Source organism: Mesorhizobium liriopis (assembly GCF_024053505.1).
Lineage (GTDB): Bacteria > Pseudomonadota > Alphaproteobacteria > Rhizobiales > Rhizobiaceae > Mesorhizobium_B > Mesorhizobium_B liriopis.
Window position 1 is genome coordinate 1 of the sequence record NZ_JAMXQS010000013.1, and the last position, 14,380, is coordinate 14,380.

A 14,380-nucleotide genomic window follows, 5' to 3' on the forward strand; every position below is an offset into this window, starting at 1 on the left:
GATGCCGCCCATCTCTTCGTCCGGTACACTGCCGGCTTCGTTGTCAACGATTGCATTGGCCAGAGCCTCTGCATGATACTCTGGGTCGACACTGCCTTCGCGCTTGATGAGAGTGTCATTGGCGCGAGGCGTGAGGTTGTCGCGAGGAACGCGTTCGGTCTCAGGTGTCGTGGCGTGCGAGACCACCTGTTTTGGCTCATCGGTCATCAGCTGTCTCCTGCTTCACAAGCGATACGCCAACATGGCACCCACGTTCCAAAGAGCCCGAAACGAGAGGCTGTGGGACCTTCGGGGCAGCGAAGCGGGGAATGCTACGCGTGTACTCAAGTATTGCCCGAGACAAACTGAACAAGTTGACGGTTAGATGGCTTCGTACGCTGCTATAATTTTCCCATTGGAATTGCGAAAGCAGATGACGCTGCCCAAACCAGCAAGGCCGAACGCTGGTATATCCGTCGAATGTCCGCGTCTCTAATCCTAATATTGGGACCGCTGCCTCCTAGCATCGACTGGTTGCCGCATGCAGCAACGGCTTCTCAGGACAGCGTAACAATCGCGTTGGGACGCAATCTTGCGACGCGCGTGTCAACTGCTCCCACGTTCGACAAGAGACAGGGGTACATGTTCCAGGGATGGTGACTTGGAAGTGCCGGAAAGGCGACTAGCAATGAGCTGTCCCGCACGTCGTCCTACGAAGCTCGCGTCAAAGGCGACAACCGATAGAGACGGCGTCATGCGTGCGGCGAACTCGCTGTCGCCGATGCCCAAGATGGAAAGGTCATGAGGCACTGATACGCCAATGCTTGGCGCCTCAAGGAGTGCGCCGATGGCTAGTAGGTCATTGGCGATGAACACGGCGTCGATGTCTCTGGTATAGCTGGCCAGCTCGCGTAGAATGGTGCGTCCGTCCGAAATAGACCGTACATGATCGACTTCCCGCACCAGCACAATCTCCGCGTTTAGCTCCCGCGCCCGCTCGCGGAAACCATTAAGACGCAAGCGTCCGCGGCCGCCACTGCGCCCGACGAACGCCAGACGACGGCGTCCGCGTCCAACAAAGTGATCTGCTGCCATGCAGCCTGCTTCCGTGTTCGAGATGCCGACAAGCATGTCGATAGGATCGCGCGGGAAAGCCCAGCTTTCGACAACCGGAACGCCGAACTCGCGGACAGCGCGACGGTTGGCCTCGAGCTCCACCACGCCGGAGAAAAATATGCCTGCAGGCTTCAAGGCCCGTAGAGACTGAACCGCGGCGGTTTCCCGCGCGTATGAGTACGCGGTTTGCCCAATCATAAGTTGGAAGCCGGCGTCTTCAAGCACCTCTGCGCACGCCGTCGCGGCATCGTTATACTGCTGACTTACCAGGTTCGAGAGGAAGGCAGCAACGATGGTAGAACGGCCGGACCGCAGCGCCGACGCATGCGGATTAGAGACATAGCCCGTCTTGCGTACGGCAGCTAGTACGCGCTCCCGCGTGGCAGGGGAAACGGAGGTCGAAGCGCGCAGGGCACGGGAAACGGTGATGGGGGAAACCCCTGCTTCCAGTGCAACGCCCTCAATGCGGATTGGCTTCGATGTGCCTTCGCGCGCACCTACTTCTTTGGTCTTACTAGTGTTGTTTGATGGTGCGTCGACACGCACGACCTCGTCGAAGCGTGGGAGCATGTCGTTCAATATGAACAGCCTTTGCGCCTGTCATTTCTTTGCGCCATTCCAGTTTCCTACCCTACAATAGCTTCGCCTCGGTATCGAGCCGGGCCACTTGGATCAGACAATCACCCGATCTGCAATCCGCATGCAGGCGGCGGGAAAGGACGATGCCGCTTCGCTGAAAACGCAGTTCCTCTTCGGGTAATTCAAGCCGTTCAAAATCATGGTACCAGCCAGCGAGATTGCCTGCTTCCACTTTGTCCCCCAAGCTGACAGCGGGTTCAAACCAGCCCCGACGGCTGGCGAAGATCGCCTGTTCGTGGCTTTCGAGTCTGAGGATCGTCATAGACTCGAAACTGCCTGGCTCGGTACCGAACGGCGGCGCCTCGACCGCTTCGAGCCGCATCAGAAGATTGTCGATCGCCCGCTGAGTAGCCAGGATGCTAGCGCGTGTCGCCGTTCCGCCGCCGCCGAACTCACCAGAAAGGCCGATCGCTCCGGCGCGGGCAGCGGCCGCCATAGAGGTTGGCGCCGACGCCCCGTTCTCGGCTATGAACCCGTAGGGGAGACCCATGGCCTTCATCAGGTTCAGAGCCTCGGCAAATCGTTCCGGTGGTCCTTGGCGCTCGATTAAAGCACAGGGCAGGTGCTCCATCGACGTGCCGCCTGAATGCAGGTCCATTACAAAGTCGTGGCGGGGAAAAAGCTCGTGCTCTAGGAAATGTGCCATGCGGGAGGTGGGGACGCCGCTTGGATCGCCCGGAAAAGCTCGGTTGAGGTTGCCGTCATCGAGCGGCGAGCGGCGGCGTGCGGCCATGACAGCGGGGTGGTTCGCGAAAGGCAGGATCGTCAGCTCTCCGCGGATCATGTTCGGTTCGAGCCGGCGAATAAGACGCGTTAGGCAAATTTCGCCCTCGTACTCGTCGCCATGGTTGCCTGACATCAGAAGAACGCGCGGGCCCGCACCGTTCTTGATCCTGCATATAGGTACCCGGACTTGGTAGTATGGCGAACGATCAACCGAGAACGGTATGCCAAGATAGGAGAGCGTCTTGCCGTCCTTGTCAAAGTCGATGGAGTGAAACAGCCCTGTATGCATAGCGCGTCCCAGCCGGCAGGCGTTAGTGCCGCTCCGGCTGCCAAGAGTTCGTCAAGTGGCGGCGATCGCGGTCATCTCGACCCGGAGGTCGGGATCGGCAAGGCGTGCCTCAGTGCAGGCCCGGGCTGGAGGATTAACGGGATCGATCCACGCGTCGTACACTGCATTCATCGCGTCGAAGTCGCTTATGTGCGGAAGGAAAACGTTGATGGCAACGAGCTTGGACTTGTCGGTGCCCGCCTCGGCCAGGAGCGTCTCGATTTTTGCGAGCACTTCTTTCGTCTGGATCTCGATCGTCGCTTTGCGGCTGTCAGCCACCTGGCCCGCGACATGGACAGCGCCGCCATAAGCGACTGCTTGGCTCATCCTCGATCCAGACTGGAAACGCTTGATCATATAATTTCTCGCTGTCTTTTGGGTGAATGAGGCAAGTAGGCGCCGCGAATATTCAAAATAGGAATGGCTTTGCTAGAATACTTCTTCTCAGGGGCACGAGATCCCCATTGAGACGGTTGATGTAAGCCATGCCGATTCTACGATCTTGGACGTCACTGCGCTATCCGCGTCACCACTGTCTAACGACGTTAATGACAACGTTGTCATAGATTCCCTAGGGCTGACAACGTTGTCAACCGCTCTTCCGCTTTTTCACTAAAAAGGTACGCTGCAAACTGAGTCGATCAGGCATTTACCTCATGCTGAGCAAGGGCCTCATTCGACCTACCTCCTGCAACTCGTCAGATGCTATGCTTCCTCTCAACACCAGTGAATGGACTGTGTGGCGCATCAAAGCTGTCGTGATCACCATTCGCTAAGGCGGTGAGTCCCCATCGTCTGGCGGTGTGAGAATTGCCAAGGCACTGCGCCATCAAAAAAAACTAGCCGCGGGATCTAGACAACGTTGTCATTCTGAAATCTGATGATAACGTTGTCATGTAAGTTCGGGAACGGAACGTTTGAACCCAGGAGGGGATCATGAAAGCGCACTCGACAAAACTTCGTAGCATAGCGCGATGGCTTGCGGGCACCGCATGCCTCGCAGCCTTAGCCATGCCGCTCACAGCCATCGATGCTGCGGCAGCGGCGAACTGCATCAAAGGTGAACGCAAGGCTCCATACACTATAGGCTGGGCCAACATTTATTCGGTGCCGACTTGGATGAAACAGACCGAGGGTACCATTACCGCGCAGGTGGAAGCCCTGAAGAAGGAGGGGCGGGTCAAGGACCTCATGGTGACCGACGCCCAAGGCAATGCTCAGACGCAAATTCAGCAAATCCAGTCCATGATCGACGCAAATGTCGATGCGATCATCGTGATCGCCGGATCTTCCTCCGCGCTCGACCGAGTTGTTTCCGATGCGTGCGACAAGGGGATCGCGGTGATCAATTTCGACAGCCTCGTCAACACGGACAAGGTAACCTCGAAGATCAACACCGATTCCAACGAATGGGGATCGAAGGCCGCCCAGTGGATGGTCGACCAGCTCGGCGGCAAGGGGAAGATCATCATCATGAATGGACCCGCTGGCGTGTCGGTGAGCGACGATCGCCGCAAGGGCGCCCAACCCGTGCTCGACGCAAACAAGGGCCTTGAGGTCATCACGGAAACCAACACGGAATACAATGTCGCTCCGGCGCAGGAGGCCATGACGAGCCTGCTCTTCGCCAATCCCGAGATCGACGGCGTGCTCTCGCTCGGCGGGGCACTCTCAGCAGGCGCTCTTCTTGCCTTCGACAGGCAGGGCAGGGACCCGGTCCCGACCACGGGCGAGAACGCGCGTCAGTTCCTCGAACTGTGGAAGGAGAAGGGCATCAAGGGTTGGGCGACGATGCAGCCGAACTGGCTCGGGGCGCTTTCCGTTTATGCCGCCGTGCAGGCGCTTGACGGCAAACCCGTTCCCGCGCGTGTCAAGGTGCCGCTTCCCGTGATCGACGACGCCAGCATCGACAGTTATCTCGCGCGCGCCGACAAGTTCCCCGCCGATGGCTACATCTACTCGGACTACGACCAGGCGCTGTTCGACAAGCTCCTGACCGAATAAAGCCCGATTGGAGAGGAATGGCGATGTCTGCGGAGCCTTCCATGCCCCTGAACGAGGCGACCGTGGAAGCGAGGGGCGTTCACCGCGGCTTCTTTGGCAACCCCGTGTTGAAGGGCGTCGATATCGCCCTTCGTCCTGGCCGTGTCCACGCCCTGCTCGGCGAGAACGGAGCGGGCAAGTCGACGCTCATCAACCTGCTTTCCGGGGCGCTCCTGCCGCACGCAGGCGAGGTGATTGTCGATGGCGGAAGCGTGTCCCGCTTCTCGCCGGAAGCCGCGCGGCGCGCCGGGATCGCCGTCGTGCAGCAGGAACTGAGCCTCGTGTCCGAGCTCTCGATTGCGGAGAATATCGGGCTCGGGGCTTACCCTCGGCGTTTCGGCCTCGTGGATTACGGGGCACTGGCAGAAGGCGTCGAGCAGGTCTGCCGCCTTGTCGGAATCCAGGAGAATCGGGGAACTCCCATCAGCGCGCTGCCTCTTGGTCGGCGGCAGATGGTGGAGATCGCGAAAGCGCTGTTCCGGCGTCCGCGCGTTCTCATCCTCGATGAACCAACGTCCTCGCTTTCGGCGCACGAGGCAGGTGTTCTGGCGGACCTCGTCCTTCGCCTGCGCGACGAGGGGCTCGCTGTCCTCTACATCTCGCACCGGCTGAACGAAGTCTTGGCCCTGTGCTCGCACGTCACCGTTCTCAAGGACGGCGTCGTCACCGCCGATCGATCTCTGGCAGGGGTCTCACCGGACGAACTGGTCCGCCTGATGGTGGGGCGCGACGCCGAACATCTCTTTCCATCCTGGTCCCCGGTTGCCGGAAAGGAAATCGTGCGGCTCGAGGGCTTCTGCGCTGGCAGCGCGAGGGACGTGAGTTTTCACGCACGGCGCGGCGAGGTGGTCGGAGTCGGCGGCCTCGTCGGACAGGGGCAGGAGGATTTCCTGCAGGGCCTGTATGGTGCGGTCGCCGCGCGCGCGGAAGCCGTGTCGATTGCAGGCAGCGCGTCGCTGCCCAAATCGGTCGAGGCGGCCAATGCCTTGGGCATCGCTTACGTGCCGGCCGACCGCAAGCGCGAAAGCCTCGTCCTGACGCACTCCATCGCGATAAACCTCGCGCTGCCCTCGATCGGCCGCTTGGCACGCGGCTGGAGTCGGAGCCGTCATGCCGAGGCGGAACTCGTTTCCGACCTTTCGGCCCGGCTCGCGATCAAGGGTGACCCTGCTCGCCCGGTTCAGGCCCTTTCCGGCGGCAACCAGCAGAAGGTCGCGCTTGCGAAGTGGTTGCCCTTGAAACCCGCCATCCTGCTTCTCAACGATCCGACACGCGGCGTCGATCTCGACACCAAGCGCGAAATCTACCGCATGCTGCGTGCGCTCGCGGCGGACGGGACGCTCGTCGTGCTCATGTCCTCTGACACTCCGGAACTCGTGCATCTTTGTGACCGCGTGTACGTATTCCGGGAGGGGCGGGTTAGCGGGGTACTCGCGCACGGCACCATCTCCGAGGAGGCGATCGTCGGGGCCGCACTCGGCCTCCCTGAAAGGAAGGCAGCCTGATGTCCGTGGCTAGGGGCTCGCTATACCGAACTGTTCAACGGACCCGAAACCGTGGCCTGACAGGTCTCTATCTCCTGGTCGCTGCGCTGCTTGTGGCTTACGTATCGCTCTTTCCCGGCGTGCTTAGCCTTGCCGGGTTCTCCAGGTTTACGCAAAACTGGTTTCCGCTGGCGCTGGTGACCATGGCGCAGGCCTTGCTTATGCTGAACGGCGGCATATCGCTTTCGATCGGTCCCTTGGTGAGCCTGGGCGCCGTTATCGCGGCCACCACCATGTCCGGCCCGCTCGGGGTTCCAGGCGGCATCGTCCTTGTTGCTGTGACCGGCCTCGGTGTGGGCGCGGTCTTCGGCACCATTGTTGCCCTGTTCCGCCTGCCGGCGATCATCGTGACCTTGGCTGGCTCATTCATCGTTGGCGGCGTCGCACTTCTTGTGCTGCCCAAGCCGGGCGGGATGGTTCCTGCGTGGTTTTCTGACGCTCTTGCCGGACAGTATCCGACAGCTTTCCTTCTTCTGCTTCTGGTGATCGTAGGCTGGAAGGTTTTCATGGCGACGCCGACCGGACTCGGCCTCTATGCCGCGGGTGACAATCCGCTCGGGGCCTTCCGGTCCGGGGTGCGGGTGGAGCGGGTGCGCATCGTCGCGTTTGCGCTGTCCGGGCTCCTTACGGTACTGGCCGGCCTCTTTGTCGCAGCGCAGACGGGATCGGGCGATCCGGTCATCGGCGCGCCCATGACGCTGAACTCCATCGCCGGCGCTGTTTTGGGCGGGGTTGGCTTCCTCGGCGGACGCGGAACCATGCGTGGCGCCCTTGCAGGAAGCCTCCTGCTCGCTGCGATGATTAACGTCATGTTCTTCCTCGGCTTTCCTCCTGTCGCCCAGTATGTCGCGCAAGGACTGATCATCGTCGCCGCTGTGGCCGTTCCCGAGCTTCTTTCGAGGAGGCAGCGAGCATGAATCGTTCCCTCGTGACGCGGGTAGCCGCGCATCCCTGGGTTCTGACGCTCGTCCTCGTGGCGCTGGTCTGGATCGTTGCCGGCTTCACGCTGCGCGGTTTCGGAAGCTGGGGTCACTTGCGCTACCTGCTTGAGCTCAGTGCCGTGATCGGCATCGTCGCGGCCGGACAGACACTTGTTGTGATAGCCGGCGGCATCGACCTTTCGGTGGGAGCAGTGATGACCGTTTCAGCCATCCTCCTGCCACTCCTCTCGCCAGCTGACGATCCGACCGGTCTTGCGGGCATCGGCGCGACGCTTGCGATTGCAACCGGCATCGGCATCCTCAACGGGGCAGGCGCAGCTTACCTTCGCGTGCCGCCGATCATCATGACCCTGGCAATGGCGACCTTTCTTCAAGGGTTGCTAATCATTGTGGCGGGAGGAAGCGCCGTTTCAGTCAGTAATCCCGCCGTGATCTGGCTCGGCTCGGCCCGTCCGCTCGGCTTGCCCGCCGGGGTGATCCTATGGATCCTCGTGTCGGCAGCCACGCTCTACGCGCTTCACCGCACGCCATTCGGCGCTAGGTTGATGGCGATCGGCGCCAATCCTATCGCATCCCGACTGTCGGGGCTCGCCGTCGACCGCGCGAGCGTGCGCCTCTACTCGGCATCCGGTTTTCTCGCTGGAGTCGCGGGAATCCTTCTCCTCGGCATGAATCGCCAGGGCTATGCCGGAATCGGCGATCCCTACCTCCTTTCCTCGATCGCCGCGGTCGTTTTGGGCGGCACCTCGATCCTCGGCGGCCGGGGCACCTATGCCGGAACTGTGCCGGGCGCGATCCTGCTGGTGACGTCGACGGCGCTCATCACTGTTGTGAACGCATCGCCGGGATGGCGGTCGATCATGTTCGGGTCGCTCATCCTCGCCCTTCTCCTCGTGTCCGGCCGCGAGGCGCGGCGGTGAAGCGCTATGCCGGTCCGGTGATCGATCCGCATCACCATCTCTGGGACCTTTCGCTCGGGCGGCATCCCTGGCTTGCCGCCAAGGTCGATGGCGGCGAGATGGTCTACGGCTCTATCCAAGCGATCCAGCGCGACTACCTTTCACTAGACTACCACCGAGACGCGGCGCGGCAGAACATTGTTGCTACCGTCCATGTCGAAGCCGGTTGGAGCGACGACGACCCGCTCGGCGAGACGTGCTGGTTGGATAGCCAAAGGAGGGGTGGCGTCGCCCACCGCGTCGTCGCGCGTGTCCCGCTGTCCCACCCCGATGCGATCGCCCGCATCGAAGCGGAAGCTGCCCGGCATGAGGTCGTGGGAATCCGCGACATCGTCAGCTGGGACGAGAACCCCGATCGTAGCTTCGCGACGCGTCCGGGGTTGATGAGCGATCCTGCATGGCGGGAGGCGCTGGCTGCTGCGAGCGGTCTCGGCCTCAGTTTCGATCTGATGCTTTATCCCTGGCAAATGGCGGAGGCGCTCCGCCTCGTCGCGGACTTCCCCGAGACGTTCTTCGTGCTAAACCATTGCGGCAGCCCCGCCGACCGCACTGAAGACGGGATGAGGCGCTGGCGCGATGGCGTGAGTGCGCTTGCCCAGGCGCCGAACCTCCGAATCAAGATCTCCGACCCAGTCGCCTATGATCCTGAATGGACAGAGGAAAGCCTGAGGCTGGTTATCGAGCATTGCATCGAGTGCTTCGGCCCGCAGCGGGCGATGTTTGCCAGCGATTTCCCCGTGGCTGGCCTCCACGCAACGTTCGACGAAATCTACGGCATTTACCGCAACGTGGCCGACGGTTTCACGCTGGACGAGCAAGCGGCGCTCTTCTTCGACGTTGCCAATGATACCTACAGGCTGGAACTCGACCGCCTGAGCCTTTCCAATGGAAGCGACGCATGAGCCAACTGATGCCATTCGAGGCCGACATCCTCCTCGATGACAGGATTCGCGGCTTCCCTTCGGGTCACGATCCGCTACCCCTTTCGCGCATTGGGGAAGGCAGGTGGCGTCCCACCGATGGTATCATGGCGCTTCCGCTGCTGTCGCTCGACCGCACGGCGTTCGAGGCGAACGTTGCGCTCATGATGCAGGCGGTGAGGGAAGCGGATGTATCCATCGCACCTCACGCTAAGACCCCCATGTCGCCCGAACTCGCCCACCGTCTAGTCGCGGCCGGAGCTTGGGGAACAACCGTCGCCGACATCCGTCAGGCCTCGGTGATGCTCAAAGCGGGTCTGAAACGGCTCATCCTTGCCAACGAGACCGGTGGGGCCGCGGCCGCCCGCCGCTTGGCGGCTATGCTGTCTCATTACCCCGACGCCGAGATCCATGTCTTCGTAGACTCCGAGGCGGCCTTAGCCCATCTCGCCGAGGCTTGGAGGGGCCGGGATGACCTGCCGCCTATGGGACTACTTATAGAACTCGGCTTCGGACGCGCGGGACTACGTAGCCTGGAAGCCGCCGAGGGGGTTGCGCTGGCCGCGCTTGCGGCTGAGACGCCTACGTTCAAAATATCAGGCACCGCAGCCTACGAAGGCGCCGCCGCCGTGGCCGATCCAGCGGAAACACAAGCGCGGATCGACGCGCTCCTCGACATAACCGCCGGCTTCCATCGCCGCCTGCGAACGATCGTCGGTGGGGAACGGGCACTACTTCTAACTGCAGGAGGGTCGGTCTTCTTCGACCGCGTTCTTGCCAAGCTCCACGATGCCGTGGCCGAGTGCCAGCCGTCGCGGCTGATCCTTCGCAGCGGCGCTATTTTCTTTCACGACCACGGAATCTACCAGCGTGGCATGGAAGCCCTTGATGCGCGGGGGGGGCTGGTGATCGAAGGCAAAACAGTTTCTGCCGCAGAGAAGTTCAGACCGGCGCTTCGTGCATGGGGGGAGGTTCTTTCAGTGCCCGAGCCTGGCACCGCTATCTGTGGGCTTGGGATGCGGGACGTCGCTATCGACCAAGGATTGCCTCTTCCGCTTCAGGCCTACCGCGATGGCGTACGGACGGTTGGCACGCGAGGAGCCATCGTGATGCGTCTCAACGATCAGCATGCCTTTCTCAAGGTCGATCTGGCCGCTGACATCCAGGTCGGCGACGTCGTGGAGTTCGGCCTTTCCCACCCGTGCACTTGCCTTGACCGCCATGCGATCCTCTACGAAACCGGGGCAGACGGAACGGTGATCGAGGCCTTGCCGCTCAGGTTCGGCTGAGTTCGGAGCTTCACGATGCAGCGATCGATCTGGACCTATCCATGGGACATTCAGGATGTGGGGATCCCTGCGTTTCTGGACGATGTTACCGGGCGTGCCCGCCTCGACATGGTTAGCCTTGCCACATCTTATCACGCAGGCCGCTTTCTCCAGCCTCGCAGCCCTCGCCGGAAATCGTACTTCCCGGAAGACGGAACGGTCTATTACCGCCCCAACTCGGCACTCTGGAGCGACGCGCCAATTGCGCCCGTTGTCGCACAGAATGTTGGTGAGGGCGGCGACATGCTGGCGGCACTTGTGGAAGAGCGTGAGAATGGCGGTCCCGCTGTCTCCGCTTGGACGGTGTGTTTACACAACACGCGGCTCGGCATGCTTCATCCGGGCGATGTCACAAGAACAGCTTTCGATGATCCGAACTTCTATGCGCTCTGCCCGTCGAGCCCTGCCGCGCGATACTATGTGACAACACTCGTCCGCGACATCACCACTGGCTACAAGCCGGACAGGCTTGAACTCGAAAGCCCGAATTTCCTTGGCTTTGCCCATGGATACCATCATGAAAAGGATGGCGTCGGCTTGCTGCCCGAAGATGATTTCTTGCTGTCCCTGTGCTTCTGCCAGCACTGCGTAGCACGGGCCAAGCTGGCGGGCGTCGATGCAGAGGCCGCCCGTCCGATCGTCAGGCAGATGATCGCCGATGCATGCGAGCGCGCGGTGCCTGAGGCGCAGGTAGAAGGGTTCCCCAATCAGGGGATCGACGCCTTCCAACGCTGGCCAGCACTTTTCGACTTTCTCCGCTGGCGTTCCGAGCCTGTCACCAGCCTCCTTGCAGAGATCGCGGATGCCACAGACCCGGCAACCCAGCTAGTATTAATTGACTTGGCCGACGCGTGGCTTGGCGGAGTCAATCTGCGCGAGGCCGCGAAGCTTCTCGACGGTGTCATCCTGTGCGCCTACGATATGTCCCCCGAAGAGGTGTCAAATCTAACACGCCGCGGACGGGAGCAGATAGGGCCAGAAGGCTTCCTTGGAATCGGGTACCGTCTCTTCTTCCCAGAGATAGGTAGCGCAGTCGACCTTGCGGCGCGCGTATCCGCCGCCTGCGCTGCTGGAGCCGATGGCCTCAACTTCTATAATTACGGTCTGGTACCTGCTGCTCGGCTGGACTGGATCGGCTCGGCAGCGAGGAAATAGCAGGTTGGATGTTCCTGATACTCGCGGGCAACCCGACTCGTTTATCGATAATTGACCGGTATTGTCTATGCGCATCTTCACCGCTTCGCTGGCCACCGAAACGAACACCTTTTCTCCGGTGCCGACAGACTTAGCCTCGTTTAAAGCGGCTTTCTTTGCCGGCCCGGGCGAGCATCCAGATACGCCAACGCTTTGTTCCTCGCCCGTGCCGATCCTGCGGAGGCGCGGAAGAGTGGAGGGATTTGAGGTAGTCGAGGGAACGTCGTGCTGGGCCGAGCCCGCCGGACTAATCCAGCGGCAAACCTACGAGTTCCTCCGCGACACGATCCTTGCCGAGCTGAAGTCCGCGCTTCCCGTAAATGGCGTCGTTCTCGGTCTTCACGGTGCGATGGTCGCGCAGGGATACGACGATCCCGAAGGTGACTTTCTCCTGCGAATCCGTGAAATAGTGGGGCCGGATGTCACAGTCGCGGCGGAGTTCGATCCCCATTCCCATCTCACGCCTCTACGCGTCGCCCAGCTCGACTTGCTTGCCGCCTTCCTCGAGTTTCCTCACACTGATTTCGAGGAGCGGGGAGAACATGTGGTCGATCTTGCCTTGCGGACAATGAGAGGAGAGGTCCGGCCCGTCATTTCGACATTCGACTGCAGGATGATTTCGATCTATCCGACTAGCCGCGAGCCGATGCGTAGCTTTGTCGACAGACTCAAGGCAATCGAAGGACAGGATGGCGTTCTGTCTATTTCAGTGATTCATGGTTTCATGGCTGGCGATGTCCCAGAGATGGGCACCCGGATTGTGGTCGTCACCGATGACGATTGCATGCTCGGCGACAGCCTAGCGGAACGACTGGGACGCGAGCTTTACGACTTACGCGGAACCACGGCGATGCCGATCTTCGAAACTGAGGTCGGCCTAGATGCGGTGCGTCAAGTCCAGCTGTTAAATTCTAACAAGCCAGTTGTCTTGGCTGACGTGTGGGATAATCCCGGTGGTGGCGTTGCCGGAGATGCAACCCATCTCCTGCGACGCATTCTAGAACGCGGCGATTTCGGCCGTATCGCACTTGCGACGATCTGGGATCCTATCGCTGTAGCATTCTGCCATGCTGCTGGTGAGGGTGCCGAGATTAATCTGCGCTTTGGAGGAAAGTCAGGCCCACATGGAGGGCAACCTATCGACGCGCGCGTCATAGTTATGCGAACCGAGGAAGCCGGATGGCAGAGTTTTCGGAACAGCCGTGTCACACTTGGCCGTTCCGCAACGATAAGGCTGGTTGGTACAGAAACCGATGTGGTTTTGATTACAAGCCGCACGCAGACTTACGAGCCCAACATCTTTTCGAACATGGGCATAGATTATACCGAGAAAGACCTGTTGGTCCTGAAATCAACGAATCATTTTTATGCAGGGTTTCAGCCAGTAGCGAGCGATATAATCTATGTCGCAGCGCCCACTTCTTATCCAACAAACCCATCTGAAACCATGTATCAAAAAGCCAAATTAAACATTTGGCCTCGAATTGCAGACCCCCTCGCTGCAGATCAGTGATTTCCATTAGCGTCAATGCTTATGGAATTTTTTCATTCTCAATTTGAAGTGTCGTTGGTTTGGAGGATATTTAGTTTGAGATGATTGAAAAAGACGGATAATTGACCTGTATGTTTTCTATCTATAGATCTCTAAAGTAAATCTAAAGGTAGCCGATCGAGTAATGCCGTTTTGATATAATGGTGTTTGCGAAAGTCAACGCTTTTAATATTTGGTAATAGCCGACCCGAAACCTACACCGGTCGTTTGCCCGTCCTGGTTCACTAGCCAAAACTCCACCTCGGTTCGCATCTGGCCACTTTCGGGAGTTTGGCTAACGACTTCACCTTCGAGTGTGATGGTGTCGCGCGGGTAAACTGGGGCGAGATATGTCATAAAATGACGGCCGGTAGATAGAAAGGTCGGACCGAACAGGGTGGAAAGATATTGCGAGGCCCAACAGGACTCCATCATGCCCTGCGCGATGCAATCCCTCAGGCCTGTAGCGCGTGCTATCTCAAGATTGGTATGGATGCCCTGCTTATGGAAGTCTGCGCCCGTGAAGACAGACATCTGTGCCTGCCGGACGACTTTGGTCAGCGACTTGAGCGCAGTGCCGACAGGGGTCGCAGCGCTGACAGCATCTGCCCTCTCAGCACGCAACAAACGCGGTGAGACGCGGCGTTCAGGCTGAGCCAAGCCGGTGCCGACCCGTATACCTTCAGGCACGCGCATGACTTCGGTGGAGCGCTGCCGGATCACAATGTCACCTGCCTCGTCGCGCGCAACACATTCGAGGACCGTATAGCCCTTACCGCGTTTCATATATTTCTCTGTGTAGCTGCCTGTCATAGTCAGCGTCGCGCCCACAGGCACAGGCTTAAAGTGCTCTACCTCTTCCTTCTGATGGAGGCCCACAACCTTGTCGCGGTCGTAGACGGTCAAGAAGATCTGCATCAGGTCCGAGACAATCATATGCGGCGGCACGTGGCCTACAGGCTGCAGGGTACCATCACGTGCAAGCTTCATACCGCTGTAGTCATCCAATGCGTAAGCATAGGAGCGCAGGAAGAAGTCGTCGAGCGTAAGCGTGACTGGGCCGAATGCCTCGCCCACGAGGACGTTCTCGTAGGTCGGTTCCTTGAAGAAAGGGCGTGTCATGGTTGGTCTC

Annotated in this window: 13 protein-coding genes; 8 read left to right on the forward strand and 5 right to left on the reverse strand. The window is 60.1% G+C overall.

Annotated features, from left to right (window positions below):
- The 4 genes from NGM99_RS20900 to NGM99_RS20915 form a co-directional block, all read right to left on the reverse strand.
- The coding region (locus NGM99_RS20900) for a hypothetical protein (protein WP_252822595.1) at positions 1-207 on the reverse strand (207 nt) is incomplete at its 3' end.
- Between the two features lie 378 nt (positions 208-585).
- A complete protein-coding gene (locus tag NGM99_RS20905) occupies positions 586-1,665 on the reverse strand; it encodes a LacI family DNA-binding transcriptional regulator (protein WP_252822647.1) in 1,080 nt (359 codons plus the stop codon).
- Between the two features lie 61 nt (positions 1,666-1,726).
- Entirely contained in the window at positions 1,727-2,749 is a 1,023-nt protein-coding gene (locus tag NGM99_RS20910; protein WP_252822598.1) for a M14 family metallopeptidase, read from the reverse strand.
- A 51-nt stretch (positions 2,750-2,800) separates the two neighbouring features.
- Positions 2,801-3,145 carry a RidA family protein gene (locus tag NGM99_RS20915; RefSeq protein WP_252822600.1) on the reverse strand — a complete coding sequence of 115 codons (345 nt, stop codon included), beginning with the start codon at positions 3,143-3,145 and terminating at the stop codon, positions 2,801-2,803.
- 579 nt (positions 3,146-3,724) lie between these two features.
- On the opposite strand from NGM99_RS20915, the gene NGM99_RS20920 reads away from it, so the two are divergent.
- The 8 genes from NGM99_RS20920 (at position 3,725) to NGM99_RS20955 (ending at position 13,230) form a co-directional block, all read left to right on the forward strand.
- Entirely contained in the window at positions 3,725-4,792 is a 1,068-nt protein-coding gene (locus tag NGM99_RS20920) for an ABC transporter substrate-binding protein (protein ID WP_252822601.1), read from the forward strand.
- 17 nt (positions 4,793-4,809) lie between these two features.
- Positions 4,810-6,336, forward strand: a complete 1,527-nt coding sequence (locus NGM99_RS20925) for a sugar ABC transporter ATP-binding protein (protein ID WP_435371472.1) — start codon at positions 4,810-4,812, stop codon at positions 6,334-6,336.
- Positions 6,336-7,292 carry an ABC transporter permease gene (locus tag NGM99_RS20930; RefSeq protein WP_252822605.1) on the forward strand — a complete coding sequence of 319 codons (957 nt, stop codon included), beginning with the start codon at positions 6,336-6,338 and terminating at the stop codon, positions 7,290-7,292. Before NGM99_RS20925 ends, NGM99_RS20930 begins: the two co-directional genes overlap by 1 nt.
- The gene (locus NGM99_RS20935; protein ID WP_252822607.1) at positions 7,289-8,236 is read left to right on the forward strand and encodes an ABC transporter permease; all 948 of its coding nucleotides are present in this window, start codon (positions 7,289-7,291) and stop codon (positions 8,234-8,236) included. The genes NGM99_RS20930 and NGM99_RS20935 overlap by 4 nt, the downstream gene beginning before the upstream one ends.
- On the forward strand, positions 8,233-9,177 hold the full coding sequence (locus NGM99_RS20940; RefSeq protein ID WP_252822609.1) for an amidohydrolase family protein: 945 nt from the start codon (positions 8,233-8,235) through the stop codon (positions 9,175-9,177). The genes NGM99_RS20935 and NGM99_RS20940 overlap by 4 nt, the downstream gene beginning before the upstream one ends.
- Complete coding sequence (locus NGM99_RS20945) at positions 9,174-10,484, forward strand: alanine racemase (RefSeq protein WP_252822611.1); 1,311 nt, start codon at positions 9,174-9,176, stop codon at positions 10,482-10,484. Before NGM99_RS20940 ends, NGM99_RS20945 begins: the two co-directional genes overlap by 4 nt.
- A gap of 15 nt (positions 10,485-10,499) precedes the next feature.
- Positions 10,500-11,678: a hypothetical protein gene (locus NGM99_RS20950; protein WP_252822613.1), complete on the forward strand. Its 1,179-nt coding sequence runs from the start codon at positions 10,500-10,502 to the stop codon at positions 11,676-11,678.
- Between the two features lie 67 nt (positions 11,679-11,745).
- Positions 11,746-13,230 carry a M81 family metallopeptidase gene (locus tag NGM99_RS20955; RefSeq protein WP_252822615.1) on the forward strand — a complete coding sequence of 495 codons (1,485 nt, stop codon included), beginning with the start codon at positions 11,746-11,748 and terminating at the stop codon, positions 13,228-13,230.
- Between the two features lie 204 nt (positions 13,231-13,434).
- On the opposite strand, the gene NGM99_RS20960 is transcribed toward NGM99_RS20955, so the two are convergent.
- Positions 13,435-14,370, reverse strand: a complete 936-nt coding sequence (locus NGM99_RS20960; RefSeq protein WP_252822618.1) for a MaoC family dehydratase — start codon at positions 14,368-14,370, stop codon at positions 13,435-13,437.
- Positions 14,371-14,380: the final 10 nt, after the last annotated feature.

Excerpts from the sequence above, each read along its gene's own strand:
- NGM99_RS20955 (WP_252822615.1), top strand. The coding sequence starts at position 11,746 with ATGCGCATCTTCACCGCTTCGCTGGCCACCGAAACGAACACCTTTTCT.
- NGM99_RS20925 (WP_435371472.1), top strand. The coding sequence starts at position 4,810 with ATGGCGATGTCTGCGGAGCCTTCCATGCCCCTGAACGAGGCGACCGTG.
- NGM99_RS20920 (WP_252822601.1), top strand. The coding sequence starts at position 3,725 with ATGAAAGCGCACTCGACAAAACTTCGTAGCATAGCGCGATGGCTTGCG.
- NGM99_RS20915 (WP_252822600.1), bottom strand. The coding sequence starts at position 3,145 with ATGATCAAGCGTTTCCAGTCTGGATCGAGGATGAGCCAAGCAGTCGCT.
- NGM99_RS20930 (WP_252822605.1), top strand. The coding sequence starts at position 6,336 with ATGTCCGTGGCTAGGGGCTCGCTATACCGAACTGTTCAACGGACCCGA.
- NGM99_RS20910 (WP_252822598.1), bottom strand. The coding sequence starts at position 2,749 with ATGCATACAGGGCTGTTTCACTCCATCGACTTTGACAAGGACGGCAAG.
- NGM99_RS20950 (WP_252822613.1), top strand. The coding sequence starts at position 10,500 with ATGCAGCGATCGATCTGGACCTATCCATGGGACATTCAGGATGTGGGG.
- NGM99_RS20905 (WP_252822647.1), bottom strand. The coding sequence starts at position 1,665 with ATGCTCCCACGCTTCGACGAGGTCGTGCGTGTCGACGCACCATCAAAC.
- NGM99_RS20945 (WP_252822611.1), top strand. The coding sequence starts at position 9,174 with ATGAGCCAACTGATGCCATTCGAGGCCGACATCCTCCTCGATGACAGG.
- NGM99_RS20960 (WP_252822618.1), bottom strand. The coding sequence starts at position 14,370 with ATGACACGCCCTTTCTTCAAGGAACCGACCTACGAGAACGTCCTCGTG.
- NGM99_RS20935 (WP_252822607.1), top strand. The coding sequence starts at position 7,289 with ATGAATCGTTCCCTCGTGACGCGGGTAGCCGCGCATCCCTGGGTTCTG.